This window comes from Catenulispora rubra, assembly GCF_015356825.1.
Classification (GTDB): Bacteria; Actinomycetota; Actinomycetes; order Streptomycetales; family Catenulisporaceae; genus Catenulispora; species Catenulispora rubra.
The window spans coordinates 46,216-65,024 of the sequence record NZ_JAACYW010000029.1; the positions used below are offsets into that span (position 1 = coordinate 46,216).

Annotated in this window: 13 protein-coding genes; 11 read left to right on the top strand and 2 right to left on the bottom strand. The window is 70.5% G+C overall.

Features of this window, described 5'->3' with window-relative positions; genetic code table 11:
* Positions 1 to 221 precede the first annotated feature (221 nt).
* From GWK61_RS11300 to GWK61_RS11310, 3 genes are read left to right on the top strand one after another with little or no spacing between them, the layout of a single operon-like run.
* On the top strand, positions 222 to 4,247 hold the full coding sequence (locus GWK61_RS11300) for a glycoside hydrolase family 3 C-terminal domain-containing protein (protein WP_194908169.1): 4,026 nt from the start codon (positions 222 to 224) through the stop codon (positions 4,245 to 4,247).
* Positions 4,241 to 5,437: a Gfo/Idh/MocA family protein gene (locus GWK61_RS11305; protein WP_194908202.1), complete on the top strand. Its 1,197-nt coding sequence runs from the start codon at positions 4,241 to 4,243 to the stop codon at positions 5,435 to 5,437. The genes GWK61_RS11300 and GWK61_RS11305 overlap by 7 nt, the downstream gene beginning before the upstream one ends.
* Positions 5,434 to 6,447, top strand: a complete 1,014-nt coding sequence (locus tag GWK61_RS11310) for a sugar phosphate isomerase/epimerase family protein (protein ID WP_194908170.1) — start codon at positions 5,434 to 5,436, stop codon at positions 6,445 to 6,447. The genes GWK61_RS11305 and GWK61_RS11310 overlap by 4 nt, the downstream gene beginning before the upstream one ends.
* A gap of 37 nt (positions 6,448 to 6,484) precedes the next feature.
* Here the strand turns inward: GWK61_RS11310 and GWK61_RS11315 are convergent, their stop codons facing one another.
* The gene (locus GWK61_RS11315) at positions 6,485 to 7,141 is read right to left on the bottom strand and encodes a hypothetical protein (protein WP_194908173.1); all 657 of its coding nucleotides are present in this window, start codon (positions 7,139 to 7,141) and stop codon (positions 6,485 to 6,487) included.
* Positions 7,142 to 7,334: 193 nt separating this feature from the next.
* Here GWK61_RS11315 and GWK61_RS11320 point away from each other — a divergent pair, with 193 nt between their 5' ends.
* Together GWK61_RS11320 and GWK61_RS11325 are read left to right on the top strand one after the other, a co-directional pair.
* Positions 7,335 to 8,999, top strand: coding sequence for a hypothetical protein (locus tag GWK61_RS11320; protein WP_194908175.1), 1,665 nt, complete (start codon positions 7,335 to 7,337; stop codon positions 8,997 to 8,999).
* 152 nt (positions 9,000 to 9,151) lie between these two features.
* Positions 9,152 to 9,796 (top strand): hypothetical protein, encoded by a 645-nt coding sequence (locus tag GWK61_RS11325; protein WP_194908176.1) that lies wholly within the window; start codon positions 9,152 to 9,154, stop codon positions 9,794 to 9,796.
* A 196-nt stretch (positions 9,797 to 9,992) separates the two neighbouring features.
* On the opposite strand, the gene GWK61_RS11330 is transcribed toward GWK61_RS11325, so the two are convergent.
* The gene (locus tag GWK61_RS11330; RefSeq protein WP_194908178.1) at positions 9,993 to 10,412 is read right to left on the bottom strand and encodes a hypothetical protein; all 420 of its coding nucleotides are present in this window, start codon (positions 10,410 to 10,412) and stop codon (positions 9,993 to 9,995) included.
* 248 nt (positions 10,413 to 10,660) lie between these two features.
* Here GWK61_RS11330 and GWK61_RS11335 point away from each other — a divergent pair, with 248 nt between their 5' ends.
* The 6 genes from GWK61_RS11335 to GWK61_RS11360 all read left to right on the top strand — a co-directional run bounded on the left by GWK61_RS11335 (position 10,661) and on the right by GWK61_RS11360 (position 18,395).
* Complete coding sequence (locus tag GWK61_RS11335; RefSeq protein WP_228562121.1) at positions 10,661 to 11,800, top strand: molybdopterin-dependent oxidoreductase; 1,140 nt, start codon at positions 10,661 to 10,663, stop codon at positions 11,798 to 11,800.
* On the top strand, positions 11,797 to 12,237 hold the full coding sequence (locus tag GWK61_RS11340) for a hypothetical protein (protein ID WP_194908182.1): 441 nt from the start codon (positions 11,797 to 11,799) through the stop codon (positions 12,235 to 12,237). The genes GWK61_RS11335 and GWK61_RS11340 overlap by 4 nt, the downstream gene beginning before the upstream one ends.
* A 14-nt stretch (positions 12,238 to 12,251) precedes the next feature.
* Entirely contained in the window at positions 12,252 to 12,602 is a 351-nt protein-coding gene (locus GWK61_RS11345; protein ID WP_194908184.1) for a non-heme iron oxygenase ferredoxin subunit, read from the top strand.
* Positions 12,603 to 12,607: 5 nt separating this feature from the next.
* Positions 12,608 to 13,915 carry an NAD(P)/FAD-dependent oxidoreductase gene (locus GWK61_RS11350; RefSeq protein ID WP_323747512.1) on the top strand — a complete coding sequence of 436 codons (1,308 nt, stop codon included), beginning with the start codon at positions 12,608 to 12,610 and terminating at the stop codon, positions 13,913 to 13,915.
* 82 nt (positions 13,916 to 13,997) lie between these two features.
* Positions 13,998 to 15,062 carry a cobalamin-independent methionine synthase II family protein gene (locus GWK61_RS11355; protein WP_194908187.1) on the top strand — a complete coding sequence of 355 codons (1,065 nt, stop codon included), beginning with the start codon at positions 13,998 to 14,000 and terminating at the stop codon, positions 15,060 to 15,062.
* A 549-nt stretch (positions 15,063 to 15,611) separates the two neighbouring features.
* Entirely contained in the window at positions 15,612 to 18,395 is a 2,784-nt protein-coding gene (locus tag GWK61_RS11360) for a bifunctional YncE family protein/alkaline phosphatase family protein (RefSeq protein WP_194908189.1), read from the top strand.
* Positions 18,396 to 18,809 lie beyond the last annotated feature (414 nt).

An 18,809-nucleotide genomic window follows, 5' to 3' on the forward strand; every position in this document is an offset into this window, starting at 1 on the left:
GTGGTCGGTGGCGTTTGATACGACGATAGCTGGCGGCACTGACAGGTTACGGTGTCCGCACGCCAAACCCCCCGCTCCGCCGAGGGTAACCCACTTAATTGACAAACCATGCCACCCGACGCGTTATCCAGCGGTGAATGAAGTGGCGTTATCCCAGATCAGCGCCCTGAGCGCGAAAGATTCCCCGGCAACCTTGCCCCCGATAACAGCGTGGGTTTTATATGCATCCCATGATGCGCCCAGTTCGCACGCTCCTATGTACCGCCCTCGCCCTGGCCCTCGTGCCGGCCGCCGCGTACGCGAGTCCGCAGGCGGCCTCCGCCTCTGATGCGCAGGCCGCCGCGGCTGCGCAGCCGATCTATCTGAACACGCACTACACGTTCGCCGAGCGGGCGGCGGATCTGGTGTCGCGGATGACGTTGCCGGAGAAGGTCGCGCAGTTGCAGACCAACAGTGCGCCGGCGATTCCGCGGTTGGGGGTGCAGGAGTACACGTACTGGAGTGAGGGGCAGCACGGGATCAACACGCTGGGTGCCGACTCCAACCGCGGCGGCGTCACCGGCGGGGTGCACGCGACCAGCTTCCCGGTGAACTTCGCCTCGACGATGAGCTGGGATCCGCAACTCACCTACCAGGAGACCACCGCCATCTCCGACGAGGTGCGCGGCGAACTGGACAAGTCGTTGTGGGGGACCGGGCAGAACAACCTGGGCCCTTCCGCGAGCGACTACGGCGCGCTGACGTTCTGGGCGCCGAACGTCAACATGGACCGCGATCCGCTCTGGGGCCGCACCAACGAGTCCTTCGGCGAGGACCCCTACCTCACCTCCGCGATGGCTGGCGCGTTCGTCGACGGCTACCAGGGCGAGACCATCAACGGCAAGCAGCAGACCCCTTATCTCAAGGTCGCCGCCACGGCCAAGCACTACGCGCTCAACAACGTCGAGGACAGCCGCCATACCGGCACCTCCAACACCACCGACGCCAACATCCGCGACTACTACACCAAGCAGTTCGCCAGCCTGGTGGAGAACGCCCACGTCTCGGGCATCATGACCTCCTACAACGCGGTCAACGGCACGCCCGCCCCGGCCGACACCTACACCGTCGACGAACTCCTGCAAGCCACCTACGGCTTCGCCGGCTACACCACCTCCGACTGCGGCGCGATCGGCGACGTCTACGGCGCCGCCTCGCACGGCTGGGCCCCGCCCGGCTGGACCAGCAACGGCACCAGCTGGACGAACAACGCCACCGGCAAGCAGATCCCGGCGGCGGCCGGCGGCCAGGCCTTCGCGATCCGCGCCGGCACCCAGCTCAACTGCGCCGGCGGGGAGATGACCACGGCGAACGTCACCGCGGCCGTCGACCTCGGCTTGCTCTCGACCGGCGTCGTCGACGCCACCCTGACCCGGCTGTTCACGGTGCGGATGGAGACCGGCGAGTTCGACCCGGCGAGTAAGGTCGCCTACACGAAGATCACCAAGACCCAGATCGAGTCCCCGGCGCACCAGGCGCTGGCCGAGAAGGTCGCCGCCAACGACATCGTGCTGCTGCAGAACGGCACCGTGGCCGGCACGTCTTCGAAGCTGCTGCCGGTCGACCCCGCGAAGACAAGCAACATCGTCATCGTCGGCGACCTGGCGAACAAGGTGACCCTCGGCGGCTACTCCGGTGAGCCCACGTACCAGGTGAACTCCGTGCAGGGCATCACTGCGGCGGTCAAGGCCGCGAACCCCTCGGCCACCGTCACCTTCGACGCCTGCGGCACCTCCACCAAGGCCACCACGCCGGCCGCGTGCTCGGCCGCGACGCAGGCCTCGATCAAGACCGCGAGCGTGGTCCTGGTGGTCGCCGGCTCCGACACGACCGTGGCCGACGAAGCCAACGACCGCAGCACCCTGGCCCTGCCGGGCAACTACGACTCGCTGATCACCCAGGTCGCGGCGCTCGGCAACCCGCGCACCGCGCTGGTGATGCAGGCCGACGGCCCCTACGACATCCAGGACGCCCAGAAGGACTTCCCGGCGATCGTCTTCAGCGGCTACAACGGCCAGAGCCAGGGCGCCGCGCTGGCGCAGGTCCTCTTCGGCCAGCAGAACCCTGCCGGGCACCTGAACTTCACCTGGTACGCCGGCGACGCGCAGCTCGCGCCGATGGACAACTACGGACTGACCCCCTCGCAGACCGCCGGCCTCGGCCGGACCTACCAGTACTTCACCGGGACCCCGACCTACCCCTTCGGCTACGGCCAGTCCTACACCGACTTCGCGTACTCCCACATCCAGGTCGGCCCGCAGAACACGTCGGCGGACGGGACCGTGCGCGTCGGCTTCGACGTCACCAACACCGGAACCGTCGCCGGCACCACCGTCGCGCAGCTCTACGCCGCACCTCCCGGCGCCGGCACCGCTGACACCGCCCGCGAACAGCTCGCCGGATTCCAGAAGACCAAGACGCTCCAGCCCGGCCAGTCCCAGCACATCTCCCTGTCGGTGAAGCTCTCCAGCCTCAGCCGCTGGGACGAGAGCACCCTGAAGCAGGTCGTCGCCGACGGCGCCTACCAGTTCCGGGTCGGCCCGGACTCGGCCACCGCAGCCGGTTCCGGCACCGTGACCGTGCACGGCACGACGACCCCGCACGTGCAGTCCGTCGCCGTCCAGCCCGACCAGGTGGTCTTCAACGCCGGCCAGACGCTGGACCTCACCGCCGCCAACCCCTGGATCGCCCCGGACACCAACGCCACGCTGGAGCAGAACCACGCCCCGGCGGCCAACATCGTTGAGGCCGTCAACGACGACCAGTCCTTCGCCGACCTCGCGCACTCCCACGTCCGCTACAGCACCAGCGACCCGCGCGTCGCCACGGTCAGCGACTCCGGCGTGGTGACCATGCGCGCGCCGGGTGCGGCGTCGATCAAGGTGACGGTGAACGGCGTGACCGGCACCGCCCCGATCGTCGTGCAGGACCCGTTCACCCTCGCGGCCCCGGGCATCGTGAAGCCGGCGACCAGCGTCACCGCGACCGAGACGTTCACCAACACCAGCACCAAGACCGTGCGCGCCCTGATGCTCGGCCTGACCACGCCGACGGGCTGGACCGCGACCGCCACCACGCCGGTCTCCGTGCCCAGCCTGGCTCCCGGCCAGAAGGTGACGGCGAGCTGGAGCGTCGCGATCCCAGCGAGCGCGAGCCCCGGTACGCAGACCGAGCTGGACGCCGTCACCTCCTTCACCGGCGGCGCCGGGCCCGACACCCAGACCACGGTCGGCCCGGTGACGGTGACCTCCGGCGCCACCCCCGAGCAGGCCACGCCGGTCATCACCGGCACCGGCCCGGCCGCCGGATCGCTCCAGGTCGTGCTGAACAACCCCTCCGATACCGCCACGACGGTCACCGGGGTCAAGTGGCAGCTCGGCAGCCTGTCGGGCACCGCGCCGGTGAGCGCCACGATCCCGGCCGGATCGTCGACCACTGTCACGGTCCCGGTGACCGGCATCAGCTTCGCGACCATCTATCCGCTCACGGTGTCCAGCGTCATCTCCGGCGGCCTGTCCTCGGAGAACCTGGGCGGACACATCACCTTCCTGCCGGTGGTCAACAAGAGCCTGGGCAGTTCCTGGACGCTGGCGCAGGTGCAGGACGGCCCGTACGTGGACATGGCGACCACCGCTGATGGGACGTGGGGCTCGCTGGTCGGCTCGTTGCCGTACGGCGGCGCGTCCTACCTGTCGGGCAAGATGTGGTTCAACTGGGACGCCAAGAACCTCTACATCACCGCGGACATGACCGAGGCCGCGTTCTCCCAGACGAACACCGGCGGTGACATCTGGAAGGGCGACAGCCTGCAGGTGTCGGCGACCTCAGGGGTGCCGGGATCGTCGGTCGCCACCAGCAACGATTCGTTGGAGGGCCACTACGAGTACGGGGCCGCGCTCACTCCCGCGGGCTCGCAGCTGTACCGCTGGTTCAGCCCGTCGCAGGGCTCTGGGTTGGTCACCGACGCCTCGGTCACCGTGACCCGGGACGACGCGAACCACACCACGTTGTACGAGATCGCGATCCCGTGGACCGACCTCACCTCGTTGCAGCCGACCGCGAACTCGGTGTTCTCCATCTCGGCGATGTTCAACAACGTCGACACCGGCGTGCGCAACGGCTACCTGCAGTGGGGCGGCGGCATCGGGGACAACAAGAACGTCGCCGAGTTCAACATGGCGCAGCTGATGCCGGCGGCCGGATCGTGAGCGCGGAGAACACCGTGCCTTCTACGCTGCGCGTCGGCCTGGTCGGCCACGGCTTCATGGGCCGGATGCACTCGCTGGCCTGGCAGAGCGTCGGCCGCGCCGTCGAGCTGCCGCTGGTGCCCGAGCTGACCGCGATCGCCGGCCGCAACGCCGGGGCCGTCGAGCAGGCGGCGCGCGCCTGGGGCTGGCAGTCCTGGACTGACGACTGGCGGACGCTGGTCGAGCGGGACGACATCGACGTCATCGACATCACCACCCCCGGCGCGCTGCACGCCGAGATCGCGCTGGCGGCGCTGGCCGCGGGCAAGCACGTGCTGTGCGAGAAGCCGCTGGCGAACACGCTGGACGAGGCGCGGGAGATGACGGCGGTGGCGGAGGACGCGGCGGCGCGCGGGGTCCTGTCGATGGTCGGGTTCAACTACCGGCGGACCCCGGCGCTCGCACTGGCGCGGGATCTGGTGGCGCAGGGGAGGGTCGGCGACGTCCGGCACATCCGGGCCGTCTACCTGCAGGACTGGATCAACGACCCGGAGTTCCCGCTGGTGTGGCGGCTCCGCAAGGAGGAGGCGGGATCCGGGGCGCTCGGCGACCTCGGCGCGCACCTGGTCGATCTCGCGTACTTCCTGACCGGTCGGCGCATCACCGGTCTCAGTGCCCTGACCCGCACGTTCGTCGAGGAGCGGCCGCTGGCGACCTCGGCGTCGGGCCTGAGCGGGGCGGCCGGGAGCGAGCGGGGCCGGGTGACGGTCGACGACGCGGCGGTGTTCTTCGCCGACTGCGAGGGCGGGGCGCTGGCGACGTTCGAGGCCACGCGGTTCGCGCCGGGGCGGAAGAACGCGATGCGGATCGAGGTGAACGGCTCGGACGGCAGCGTCGCGTTCGACTTCGAGGCGATGAACGAATTGCAGTTCTATGACGCGACCGCCGAAGCCGCGGGGGCCGGGTTCAGCCGCATCTTGGCCACCGAACCGCAGCATCCTTATCTGGACGCGTGGTGGCCGCCGGGCCACGGCCTGGGCTACGACCACACGTTCGTCAACCAGAAGCGCGACCTGGTCGAGGCGATCGCGGCCGGGAAGCCGCCGGTGCCGTCGTTCGCCGACGGGCTGTACGTGCAGGGCGTGCTGGCGGCGGTGGAGGACAGTGCCCGGAACAGATCGGCGTGGACAGCTGTGGAGGAGGAACGATGACGCGGCCCATTACCCTGTTCACCGGCCAGTGGGCCGACCTGCCCTTCGAGGAGGTCTGCCGGCTGGCCTCGGAGTGGGGCTACGACGGCTTGGAGATCGCCTGCTGGGGTGACCACTTCGAGGTGGACCGGGCGCTGAACGAGCCCGGCTACGTCGCCGGTCGCAAGGCCCTGCTGGCCAAGCACGGGCTCCAGGTGCACGCCATCTCCACGCACCTGGTCGGCCAGGCGGTGTGCGACGCGATCATCGACGGCCGGCACCGGGACATCCTCCCGCCCCGGATCTGGGGCGACGGCGAGGCCGAGGGCGTCCGGACGCGCGCCGCGGCCGAACTCGCCGACACCGCGCGGGCCGCGGCCGAGCTCGGGGTGCGGACCGTCATCGGCTTCACCGGCTCGCCGATCTGGCACCTGCTGGCGATGTTCCCGCCGGTGTCCGCCGATGTCGTCGAGGCCGGATACGCCGAGTTCGCCGAGCGCTTCACTCCGATCCTGGACGTGTTCGACTCGGTCGGGGTGCGCTTCGCCCACGAGGTGCACCCGAGCGAGATCGCCTACGACTACTGGTCTACGGTGCGCGCGCTGGAGGCGGTCGGCCACCGGCCGGCCTTCGGGCTCAACTTCGACCCGAGCCACTTCGTCTGGCAGGACCTGGACGCCGCCGGGTTCCTGTACGACTTCCGGGACCGGATCTACCACGTGGACTGCAAGGACGCGGTGCGCCGGCTCAACGGCCGCAACGGACGGCTCGGCTCGCACCTGCCGTGGGGCGACCCCCGGCGCGGGTGGGACTTCGTCTCCACCGGGCACGGCGACGTGCCGTGGGAGCAGGTCTTCCGGATGCTGAACTCGATCGGTTACGACGGCCCGATCAGCGTCGAGTGGGAGGACGCCGGGATGGACCGCCTGGTCGGCGCGCCGGAGGCGCTGGCATTCGTGCGGGGGCTGGCGGCGATCGAGCCGCCCCGGGCGTCGTTCGACGCGGCGTTCAGTCAGGGGTCGGCGGGCTGACTGAGCGGTCGGGGTGCTGGAAAGGGCGGCTGCGTCATCAGTTGATGTAGCCGCCCAAAGCTTTGGTGAGCTGGTCGGCCGTGACGGTGGAGGTTTCGGGCGCGGGGCCGTTGTCGCCCGTGGGGGCCGTGATCGAGGCGGGGCAGCTGTCGTCGGCGCCCTGAATCTTCACCACCGCGACTTTCGCAGCCGTCGTCGCACGGTAGAGCGTGATCGTGTATTCGCCCCAGTGCATGGTCATGGCCTCCGGTACGACGGAGCCGTAATCACAGGTCTTCGCGACCGGGCCGGAGGCGGCGGCGACGCAGGCGACCAACTGGACGTCGTACGGTTGGCCGCCGCTCCATGTGTCGGGTTCGCCGAGGATCGTGCCGTCCTGGGGCTGGTCGCTTCGGATCGGCAGGTCGTAGAACGCCACGGGGTGCGGCCCGGAACCCGTATACGCCGCCGCACCCGGGACAGCCTTGCCGGAACACGCGTCCAGCAGGTTGTAGAAGGTGGCCTGTGGCGCACCGATCGCAGCGGTGTCCGGCGACGATGGGGATGCGGACGGCTCCTGTGCCGTGGTCGCGTCCGTGGGAGTCGACACCGGGCTCGGGCTGTTGCCATTGCCGCACGCGGTTGCCAGGACGGCTACCGCGAACGCCGCGACCGCACCGATCAGCTTCCTCGACCGCCGACGCGCACTCGGCATGATCAGGCTCCTTATTCGCACTTGGGCCACCAAAGATACCCTGGCCGCGCGAAAGGCAGGCGGCTGAAAGATCAACGGAGTGCCTCGCGCGAATTTCGGTCAGCTGTGTGGCGGCCATCGGGCTATCGTGTCGGTTCACGTGGCGGTCGCCTCGCGCGGCGCGAGGGCTCGGCCGTCGGCGAGGGGGTTGTGTATGCCAAAGGGGCTGGCTCAGATGGGCCACTGGCTCTATGTGAGGAGACTGCGGGACCAGCGCGTCGGCCTGGCTCCGCTGTGCAGCGGGGACGACGGCCTGCTGCACAGCGGCTTCATCCCTTGCCTGCTGACGGTCCTGCGGCTGGCGGTGCACCACAAGGAGGACAAGAGCGCCGGCATGGACCTGGCGTCAGTGCTCGTGCGTGCCGGCCATCTCACCCGGGCGGTCGAGCTGCTTGGGTCGGAGCCGGGCCGGTCCAAGCTGGAAGAGGACCTCGTCCGCCTGGTGCAGATGGCCGGTGCGGCCGGAGACCTGGACGGTGCGCAGGCGCTCGCCGAGTCGCTGACCGACCGCTCGTTGCGGGACAACGCCCTGGTCGGCCTCGTCCCGGCGATGGCTCGGGCCGGTGCACGCGAGCGCGCCGCCGCCCTGGCGGAGACGGTGCGCTACCCGCACAACTGGCCGCGGGCCTGGGCCGGGCTGGCGGAGGCGGTGGCGGACTGCGGCGACTTCCCCGCCGCGCTCGGGTACGCCGCCAGGGCCGCCGAGTGCGCCGGTGGCGGTGCGGGGTTGGGGCGGGTGCTCCTTACGTCCATGGAGATCGCGCATGCCGCCGGCGACCACGTTCTGGCCGGCACGTTCGCCGATCGTGTGGAGGATCTGGTCCGGCGCGAGAGCCTGAACGGCAACGGACAGCGCGCGCTTCTCGTCGCGGTGCTGGAGTTCGAGGCCCGAAACGGGGACTTGGAGCGGTTTGACGCCGTGCTGCGCAGCCTGGCCCGTGCCGCCGCAGCTGAGGCAGCTGAGGCTGAGGCAGCCGAGGCAGCCGAGGCTGAGGCGGCGGGGTTGCAGGAGGCTGACGACGACCCAGATGTGCTGTGTCTCAGGATCCTGGCCCGCCCCCGCCCGCTCTTCGACCCGGCGATCGTGGCCGACCTGCTGGAGGCGGTCACCGAGACCGTCGACCGAAAGGTCGCCCTCGCCTTGGCCGACCGGGGCGAGGAACTGCTCCGCTCCGACGCCGCCTTCGACAGTCTCCAGCTGCGGCAGGCGCTGATCTTTCTGCTGACCCGGCACGGGCAGGTCGAACGGGCCATGGCCTTGGTCGACTGGATCGTCGAGCCGTACCTGCGCGCGGCGCGTCAGGCCGAGATCGTCGAGGCGCTGGCCTGGTCCGGGTACCCGGACCAGGCCGAGGTCCTGGCCCGGGGCTTCGCAGACCGCTGGGCGCGGAGTCGGGCATTGATGGCCGTCGTCGGCGAGCTGGCCCGGCAGGGCGACACGGCCCGGGCCGAAGCCCTCATCCCCGCCATCCCCGACCGCTGGGGGCGGGGGGAGGCGCTGATCGACGTCGTCGTCGCCCTGGCCCGGCAGGGTGAGCAGGAGAGGGCCGAGAATCTCGCCCACACGATCCTCCTGAGCCAGACGCGGGCCCGCGCGCTTGCCGAATTGGTGGGGGTGTCGGATCCCGCCGGCGCCCGCAGGCTGGCCGCCCGGGCCGTGTTCCTTGGCGGCTGGGCACTGGTCCTGGAAGAGCTGGAGGAGATTGCTCCCGGTGGGGCGCTGGCCATCGCCGATGAGGTGATGACCTGGCGGGAGGTGCACAGTCCCACCGAGGAGGAGGCGGGACGGCGACGACGGACCCCGGGCCGGCGGCGGTGACAGGAAGCTGAGGCGGTGCGCGAGCGGACAGCCCAGCCACCGAGGCCGACCGGCTGCCGAGGCGGAGCCGGCGTGCTTCGCCGCCTGATCGTTGAAGCCCGTGGCGTCAGCGATCGATGTGATGCCGGCGGGAGAAGAAAGGGGGGGACATCGTGAACAGTGGGGGAGTCAAGGTCCGGGCTCTGGCATGGGCCGGCTTGGTGGTGGTGCCGCTGGGGCTGGCGTGCGCGGTCGGCATCCGGTTGTGGCCTTGGGGAGGACCCGGTATCGGGTGGGCGGAGGCGTCGGCGTATCTCGCTGTCGTCGGCGCGGTCTGGGGCCTGGCCCACGTCCTGGACCGCGGATCCTTCCGAGGCAGAGACGGCGACGAGGGGCGCCAGGCGGCATCCTTCGCCTTGCTGTTCGTCTTCACCTTGGCGGCCTGCCTGCTGATCGCCCGGGATGCGATACACGAGTGGCAGGCCACCCACAGACCGACCGTGTCGGTCGCCGCGTCCGTCGACGGGTGCCGCGAGATCTCCGGCGACTACACGCCGACCGACAGCTGCGTCTACCACTGGTCGTACCAGGGGCGTTCCCGGGAAGAGGAGCACAATGCCCATGAGGTCTACCCGGACGGTCACGTCCTGACGGTCGCGCTGGACCCGGCCACCGGCGACTTCGCTGACACCGGCGTGGCGAGATTCGTCCTCAAGACCGTGGGGGCGGGGACTGTGGCGTGCACAGTCCTGCTCTTGGTCGGCGCGGCACCCATGGCCATCTCGGACTGGCTGCCGCGCATACGGCGTGGGCTGTGACCGGCTGCTGGTCGTCAACCTGACGCTCGACAGCGCGAAGCAGCTTCGGACCCGCTGGTGAGATGATCAGGCCTGGGACAGGGTGACAGCTCAAGGGACAGGGGCGGATGCGTGGCAGTGTCGGAGTGGCGAATCGCCGGGCCGCACCATACGAACGCCAGAGACGGCAGCCGCTCCACGATCGAGAACCCGGAGGCTATCGGGCTTCGCCGCGTCGCCCCCGCCGCTCGGCCGCGAGCTCCTTCTTGACCTGCTTCGCGCGGTCTGGGCTGCGGCGCGAGGTGATGATCCGGCGGACGCCGTAACTGAACGAGGCGGTCTTCACCAGCGGGCCGCCCGCGACCGCGCCCGCGGCGGCGCTCACCGCCGCGACGTTGTCCGTCACGGTCTGGACGTTCTCGGTGATGGCCGCGACCTTCACCATGCCGGCGTTGCCGGTCTTGGCGGCCTGCTCCGCCTGTTCGAGCAGGGGCAGCGCGGTGGTGGTCAGGGTGGTCAGCGTGCCCTTGATGGTGAGCAGCAGCTCGGTGACGCGCACCAGCACCAGGGCCAGGAAGCAGGCGCCGACCACCACGAAGACGGCGAAGACCAGGCCGACGATCTGGGCCCCGGACATCTCGAAACTCCCCTCGCCGACCATGCTGGATCCGCGGAGCCTGCCGGACTGCCGGACACCCCGGAAAAGGCTCGCTTGCAGCGTCGATGCTAGCGTTCGCGCGGCCTCGGAGGCGGCCGTCCGAGCCGGTCGGCGTGTCGGGCCGGGTGTCGGGCTGCGTGTCGGGCGACCAGCCGTCACTCTTCCGTAAGGCCGGAATGACCGATTTCGGCGCGCCGGGACCGGGCCCGCTCCCTAGCCTGACAGTCATGAAGGCGTTCCCCTCCAAACTCCGTAGCCCGAGACTGACCAGCCAGCTCGGGTTGTGGCTGGGCGCCATGTTCGGGGTCTGCTTCGTCACCGGCTTCATCAGCCACGAGATCCAGCACCCGGCGTCCTGGTTCTGGTGGCCGGCCCGGCCGGTCTGGCTCTACCGCGTGACCCAGGGCGTGCACGTCGCGACCGGCCTGGCCTCGATCCCGCTGCTGGCCGCCAAGCTCTGGGCGGTGTTCCCGCGGCTGCTCAACCTGCCGACGGTCAAGAAGTGGACCCAGGTCAAGGACTGGGCCCAGCTGATCGAGCGGGTCAGCGTCCTGGTGCTGGTGGCCGCCGCCCTCGTGCAGGTGATCTCCGGCGTCCTGAACATCGCACGCTGGTACGCCGCGATGGGCTTCTTCTTCACCGTCCTGCACTACTGGACCGCCTGGATCGCCCTCGGCGCGCTGCTGGTCCACGTCGGCGTGAAGCTGCCGGTGATCCGGCGCGCGCTGTCGGCGCCGATCCGGCCGCTGCGCCAGCCGCCGACCGGCCTGACCCGGCGCGGCCTGCTCGGCACCATCGCCGCGACCTCGGCGGCGGTGACGGTGGCGACGGTGGGGGAGACGGTGCGGCCGCTGGCCGGGGTGTCGGTGCTCGCCGACCGCGATCCGCGGGTCGGGCCGCAGGGGCTGCCGGTGAACGCCTCCGCGCAGGCCGCCGGCGTGCGGACCGCGGCTGCCGATCCCGCCTGGCGGCTGGAGGTGACCGGTCCGACCGGGAGCGTCCGGCTCAGCCTCGACGACCTCGCCGCCATGAAACAGACCACCGCCACGCTCCCGATCGCCTGCGTCGAGGGCTGGAGCTCCAGCGCCGACTGGACCGGCGTCCCGCTGCGCGACCTGGTCGCACTCGTCGGCGGCGACCACGGCAGCCAGGTCACGGTGGTCTCGCTCCAGCAGTACAGCGCCTACGCGACCTCGGTCGTCGACCCGCCGCACACCCGGGACCCGCACACGCTGATCGCGCTGCGGCTGCGCGGCGAGCCGCTGCACGTCGACCACGGCTACCCGTGCCGCCTCATCGCGCCGGACCGCCCCGGCGTCCTACAGACCAAGTGGCTCTCGCGAGTGCTCGTGGGGAGCGCGACATGATGATCCCGAAGCCCGACATGAGCGGCACGGCCTGGGCCCGGCGGGTGTTGGTCGCCGCGGGCGTCGCGATGATCGCCTTCGCGCTGTTCGGCGGCGGCGCGGCGAGCCTGGGCACCTCGCCGTACCTGAAGTTCGTCGTGAAGGTGACGCTGGGAGTCCTCGTCCTCGCGCTGCCGCTGACGCTCGCGGCCGGGTGGCTGATCGGGAAGGTCGTACCGGTCGTCGCGCGTCCGATCGTGCAAGGGGCCTGCATCGCCACGGCGCTGATCGTCGCGATCGCGCTGCCCGCGGTCCTGGGACACGGACGCGACGCCGCCATGCCCTCCGCGCTGCCCCGCAACTACGCCACCGGTCTGTGGACCGTCCTTGCCGTCGTCTGGGCGGCCGCCATCGTGCTGATCGTCGTACGGATCGTGCGACGCCGAACCCATCCCTGACAGGAGCCTTTCCCATGAGCGACCAGCAGCCCATCGACGTCTTCGCCGCCGACGACCTCGGCGACGGCGAGGTGAAGACCATCCCGGCCAAGGTCACCGGCTGGTCCGACGCGATCACCGTCTTCCGCGACGGCGACGACTTCTACGCCCTCGACGACACCTGCCCGCACGAGAAGGCCTCGCTCGGCGAGGGCTGGCTGGAGAACGGCGAGATCGAGTGCCCGCTGCACCAGAGCCGGTTCAGCCTCAAGACCGGCGCCGTGACCTGCCTTCCGGCGACGCGGAACGCGCGGACGCACCGCGTCGAGGTCGTCGACGGCCGGGTGTGGCTGACGCCGGGGCAGTCGCCGTCCGACGCCGCATGAGTGGCGTGAGCCCCGAGCCCGCGCCGGAGCCGAGCGACCGGCAACTCTCCGAGTTCCGGCAGCGCCCCGAGCCCCGGCAGCACCGCGAGCCCCGCCACGTCGCGGTCATCGGCGCGGGCCTGGCCGCGGTGAGCCTGTGCGCGGCCCTGCGCGCCGGCGGCTACACCGGCGCGCTCACCGTCCTCGGCGACGAACCCTGCCAGCCCTACGACCGGCCGCCGCTGAGCAAGCAGTTCCTCGCCGGCGAGCGCGGCGCTGCCGAGATCGCGGTGCAGCCTGCCGAGTGGTACGCGGATCAGGGCATCGACATGCGGCTGGGCATCGCGGTCGCCGCACTGGACGCCGACACCGGACGCGTCGAGCTCGCCGACGGCTCGGCGCTCGCCGCCGACGTGCTCGTGCTTGCCACCGGCGGCCGGGCCCGGCGCCTGACGGCCCCCGGCGGCCAGGCGGCCCTGGTGCTGCGGACCCGCGCCGACGCCGAGGCGCTGCGCGAGCGCCTGGTCCCGGGGACACGGGTACTGATCGCCGGCGCCGGGCTGATCGGCGCGGAGGTCGCGGCGACGGCCACGCACCGGGGCTGCCGCGTCACGCTCGTCGATCCGAACCCGCTGCCCATGGAACAAGTGCTCGGGCCGCAGGCCGCCCGAGCACTGCACGCTCAGCACGCCGCGCACGGCGTCCCCGTCGTGCGCGGCGGGGTCTTCGCCGTCGAGCCGGGGGAGGTGACGCTCTCCACCGGCGCGAGCGTGCCCGCGGATCTGGTCATGGCGGGCATCGGCATCGTGCCGAACGTCGAGCTGGCCCAGGACGCCGGCCTCGACGTCGACAACGGCGTCCTGGTCGACGCCGGGATGCGCACCAGCGCCCCGGACGTCTACGCGATCGGGGACATCGCGCGGATCACCGGAAGTGCGCACAGATTTGAACAACACAGATCAGAACACTGGGACAACGCACGCCGCACTGCCGACGCCGCGGCGCGCTCGATCCTCGGGCTGCCCCAGGAGGCGCGGCGCGCGCCGTGGTTCTGGACCGACCGCTACGGTACGCACCTGGAGATGACAGGGTTCTACGATCCTGCCGCCGAAGCCGTGCCCCGCGGCGACATCGAGGCCGGCGCCGGGACGGTGTTCTACATCCGCGACGGCCGCTGCGTCGGGGCGGTGTCCCTGGACCGTCCGCTGGACATCCGTGCCGCTCAGCGCATGATCGACCGGGACGTCCCGGTGCGGGTCGAGCAGCTGGCCGACGAGGGGACGGACCTGCGCAAGCTGCTGGCGAACAAGCGTTCCGATGCCTCGGGAGGGTGAATCAGGGTACGTTGACGGTGCCGTCTCAAGTTCGTGACGGGAAGTGATTGACCGCACACGTTCCGGTACATACGGTGCGGATGTGACGATTCCTACCGAACCGATCGGCAGCATCCCGCGCTCCCCGGAGCTTCTGAACGCCCTGACGACGCACGCCCAAGGCGCGCTGCCGGACTCGGCCCTGGCCGAACTGCAGGACCGGGCGGTCGCAGACACCATCCGCCGGCTCGAAGAGCTGGGCTCCCCGGTGGTCACCGACGGCGAGCAGGCCAAGCCGAGTTTCGCCACCTACCCGGTCGCCGGCCTGAAGACGCTGGACCCGGACGGGGTGGTCATCCCGTTCGCCGACGGCCACCAGCGGCAGCTGCCGATGCTGACCGCCGGGCCGTTCCGGTACCGGACCAACGCCGAGACCTACCTGCGCGCCGCCCAGCGGCACGCGACCAAGCCCGTGAAGCAGGCCGTGATCGCCGCCTCCGCGCTGAGCCTGCTCTACCCGCCGGCCGGGATCCAGGGGTATGCGCAGACTGCGTTCGTCTCCGACCTCGTGGACCAGGCCGAGGCCGACATCCGCGGCTGCCTGGACGCCGGGGCGCACGTGGTGCAGCTGGACTTCACCGAGGGCCGGCTCTCGCTCAAGCTCGACCCCAGCGGGGGTGTGCTCAAGCAGTTCATCGACATCAACAACCAGGTCCTGGACCGCTTCACCGACGCCGAGCGCGCGCGGATCGGCGTGCACACCTGCCCCGGCGGCGACCAGGACTCCACGCACAGCCTGGACGTCGACTACGCCGGCCTGCTGCCGGACCTGTTCCAGCTGCGGGCCGGCGCCTTCTACCTGCAACTGGCCAGCGAGGACGATCCCGAGCGCGTGCTGAGCATCGCCGCCGAGCAGATGCGGCCCGGGGTGCGGGTGTTCGTCGGCGTGACCGATCCCATCGACCCCGTCGTCGAGACGCCGGAGCAGGTGCGCGACCGGGTGCTGGCCGCGGCCCGGCACATCCCGGCCGACCGGCTCGGCACCTGCGACGACTGCGGGTTCTCCCCGTTCGCCGACGACACGTCCACGTCGCGGGAGACGGCGTTCGCCAAGATCCGGGCGCGCGTGGAGGGTACCGCGATGGCCGCGGAGCTGCTGGGGATCTGATCCCCGACCCAAGATCTTTGCGATAGGTCTGCGACAGGCGCGGGCCACGCCGGAGACGACCGTCTCGCCGGACGGCCGCGGCCCGCGCCTGCTTGCTCGTATGTTCGCCTGCGAACCGCGCCTGCTCGCAAACCGTGCTCGGAGCGCACAGTAGCTGAGTCAGTACTCGTAGACCTGCACTCTTAGTACGCCGGTCCACTTCCGTTCGTCAGCCATTCAGACGTTTCCAGGCTGTGCGTCACGCGCCGGGCCTAGGTTCCTTGCGGCGCCACCTGAACGCTGGCTGAAAGAGGAGCGCATGGACACCACCGTCGCGGCACGAGGCCCGGAGATCACCCGGCCCCTCCGCGACGCCGTGGCCCTTGATCATGCCGCTGTGAGCACGGTTCTCGGGGCTTCAGTGGACTGGTCCGTGACGGCACTCGGCGATGTCCCCGCCGGTGTCGCGGTATGCGAACTCGCTCCCTTGGCCTCGCCGATGTTCCGAACCCGCTGTGGCAGATCGGCGGCTCCGTCGACCTGCGTCCTACCCAGTGAAGGAATACCTCGATGCAAGTAACGCGCCGCAAGGTGCAGAAGGCGAGCGCCTTCGAGCGCTCCGCCGGACTGTCCCGCCACCGGCTGTCCAAGGTCGCCGTCGTGGCGGTCGGTCTGGTCGTGACCGGGGCCGGCGTCGGGTCGGCCTCGACCCGGCAGTTCGGCCACGAGCAGGTCGGCCAGCTCACCAACAAGGGCGAGGTCATCGCCAGCGACCAGACCATCAACCCGATCGGCACCCGCCTGGTGGTGAACCAGGGCAAGATCATGGGCGCCACGGTCAGCCCGGACGGCACGCACGTGGCCGCCACCGTCGCCGACGGCACCGGCTGCCTGGTCATCATCGACCTGCGCAGCTACCAGGTGGAGCAGGTGATCGGCAAGGGCGGAGGCGTCAACCTGGCGATCAGCGGCAACGACGTCGGCCAGACCTCGCCGACGTACTCGCCCGACGGCAAGTCGCTGTGGATCGGCCGGGCCAACGGCTACACCAAGTTCACCGTCGGCTTCGGCGGCATCCTGTCGAACCCGGTGGACGTGAGCATCCCGGCCTCCGGCTCGCAGCAGGCGCTGTCGGCCAAGGCGGTCTTCTCCGCCGACAGCTCGACCGTGTACGCGGCGATCAACGGGCAGAACCGGGTCGTGGCGATCGACGCCGCCACCGGGACCGTCACCCAGAGCTGGACCACCGGCACCGCCCCGCGCGGCATGGTGCTGGTCGGCGGCAAGCTCTACGTCAGCAACGAGGGCGGCCGCGCGGCCGTGCCCGGCGACACGACGATCAACTCCTACGGCACCCAGGTGCCGGCGAACCCGGCCACCGGCGCCTCCACCACCGGCACGGTCAGCGTCATCGACACCGCGAAGCCGTCGGCGGCCGTCGGCAGCATCGCCGTGGGCACCCACCCGACCGCCGTGTACGCCTCCGGCGACACGATCTTCGTGGCGAACACCACCGCGAACACGGTCTCGGTGATCGACGCCAAGAAGGACAAGGTCGTGCAGACCATCGCGACCCAGCCCTGGCCCGAGGCCTCGGTCGGCTACGAGCCCGACGCCATCGCCCTGACCCCCGACGGCCACCTGCTGGTCAGCCTGGGCCGGGCCAACGCGGTCGCGGTGTACCACTTCACCTCCGCCGCGCAGCCGGCCAAATACCTGGGCCTGCTGCCGACCGACTACTTCCCGGCCGAGGTGGCCTCGGTCGGCAACCAGATCGTGGTGGCCAACACCCGCGGCGTCGACGCGCTGCGTCCGACCGTCGCGCCCGGCCACAACACGCACGACACCACCAGCAGCCTGACCCGCTTCAAGCTGCCCACCGACCAGCAGATCCGGGCCTACACCGGCAAGGTCTTCTCGTACAACGGCTGGACCCCCGGCTCGGTGAAGTACGCGGCGAACGGCCAGGACGCGCAGACCGCGCAGGACGCCGCCAAGCACGCCGTGCCGGTCCCGGCGAAGATCGGCGACCCCTCGACGATCAAGCACGTGTTCCTCATCGTCAAGGAGAACCGGACCTACGACCAGGTCTTCGGCGACCTGCCGCAGGGCAACGGCGACTCCACGCTGACCCAGTACGGCGAGGCCGTCACCCCGAACGAGCACGCCCTGGCGCAGCAGTTCGGCCTGTACGACAACTTCTACGACACCGGCACGAACTCCGCCGAGGGCCACAACTGGCTGATGCAGGCGGACGACCCGGAGTACACCGAGTCCTCCGCCGGCGAGTACACCCGCAGCTACGACACCGAGGACGACGTCCTGGGCCACCAGGAGTCGGGCTTCATCTGGTCCGGGGCGCAGGCCGTGGGCAAGAGCGTCAAGGACTACGGCGAGTTCCAGTCGCAGGACATCCAGCCGGCCGGCGCGTCCTGGCAGAACTACTACTGCGACGCGCAGACCATGGCCGCCACCGGCGCGCCGAGCCAGTACCCGATCAAGGCCGTCTCGCCGATCCCGTCGCTGAGCGCGGTGTCGGTGCCGGGCTTCCCGCGCTTCGACCTGACCGTGCCGGACGTGTACAAGACCCAGGTCTGGAAGCAGGACTTCGAGAAGAACGGCCCGGCCGCGCTGAACATGATGTGGCTGTCCAACGACCACACCGGCGGCCCGGTGACCCCGGCCGCCGGCGTGGCCGACAACGACCTGGCCGTCGGCCAGATCGTGGACACCATCTCGCACAGCCCGTACTGGAAGGACTCGGCCATCTTCGTGGTCGAGGACGACTCCCAGGCCGGCCTGGACCACGTGGACGGCCACCGGGCGCCGGTGGAGGTCATCAGCCCCTACGCCAACCACGCCACGGTGGACAGCCACTACTACTCGCAGATCACGATGGTCCGCACCATCGAGCAGATCCTCGGCATCCACCCGATGAACCAGCTCGACTCCGCGGCCACCCCGATGACCACGGCCTTCACCTCGAAGCCGAACTTCGCGCCGTACACCGCCGTGCCGAACCAGACCTCGCTGACCCTGGGCCTGCCCCAGCAGCCGGCCTGCGGCCCGAACGTCCCGGCCGGCCAGACCACCTCCTCGGTCGCCAAGGCCGACACCACCGCCACGGCCGTCCCGGCCGCCCAGGCGGCGGTCGCGGCGCAGTGGAAGTCGTGGGCCGCTCTGCAGCACCTGACCGGTCCGGGCGCGATGCCGGACTTCGCGAACCCGGTGCTGATGAACCGGTACACGTTCTACCAGACCACTGGCTGGACGAAGGCGTACCCGGGGGACAGCAAGATCCTGGCGCCGAAGGAAGTTCCGGGTGCTTTCCTGCCCGGGTCGGCGGACAACTGATCTCGGAGCTGGACAGCAGTTTGATTGATGCTTGAGGGGCGCTCGGCCGGTTCTTTCGGCCGGGCGCCTTCAGCGTTGGTGCTCGCGGAGCGCAGTGAGCAGCGCGAAAAGCGGCGCTGTTGACCTGTGTGTGGGGGTTGGTGGCGGGCGGGTGCGGTTGGTTTGTGGTTTTTAGAAGCTTTTTACGGCTTCGCGCATGGTTTGATGACCTCGCTGGGGGACGCAGTTCGGTTGTGCCACACGGCTGGCGTTGGCGGCTGGCCAGTGGTCGCTGTGCACGACCGCGCACGGGTCCGAGTCACTGCGCACACGTGATGTGGGCGGGTGGCGGCCGCGTGTGGTGGGTGCCTGAGATCAAGAGCAGGCGCCTGCGCGGCGAGCGGCCTCGGCTCGGAGGGTGGGGGGGTCGCGTAG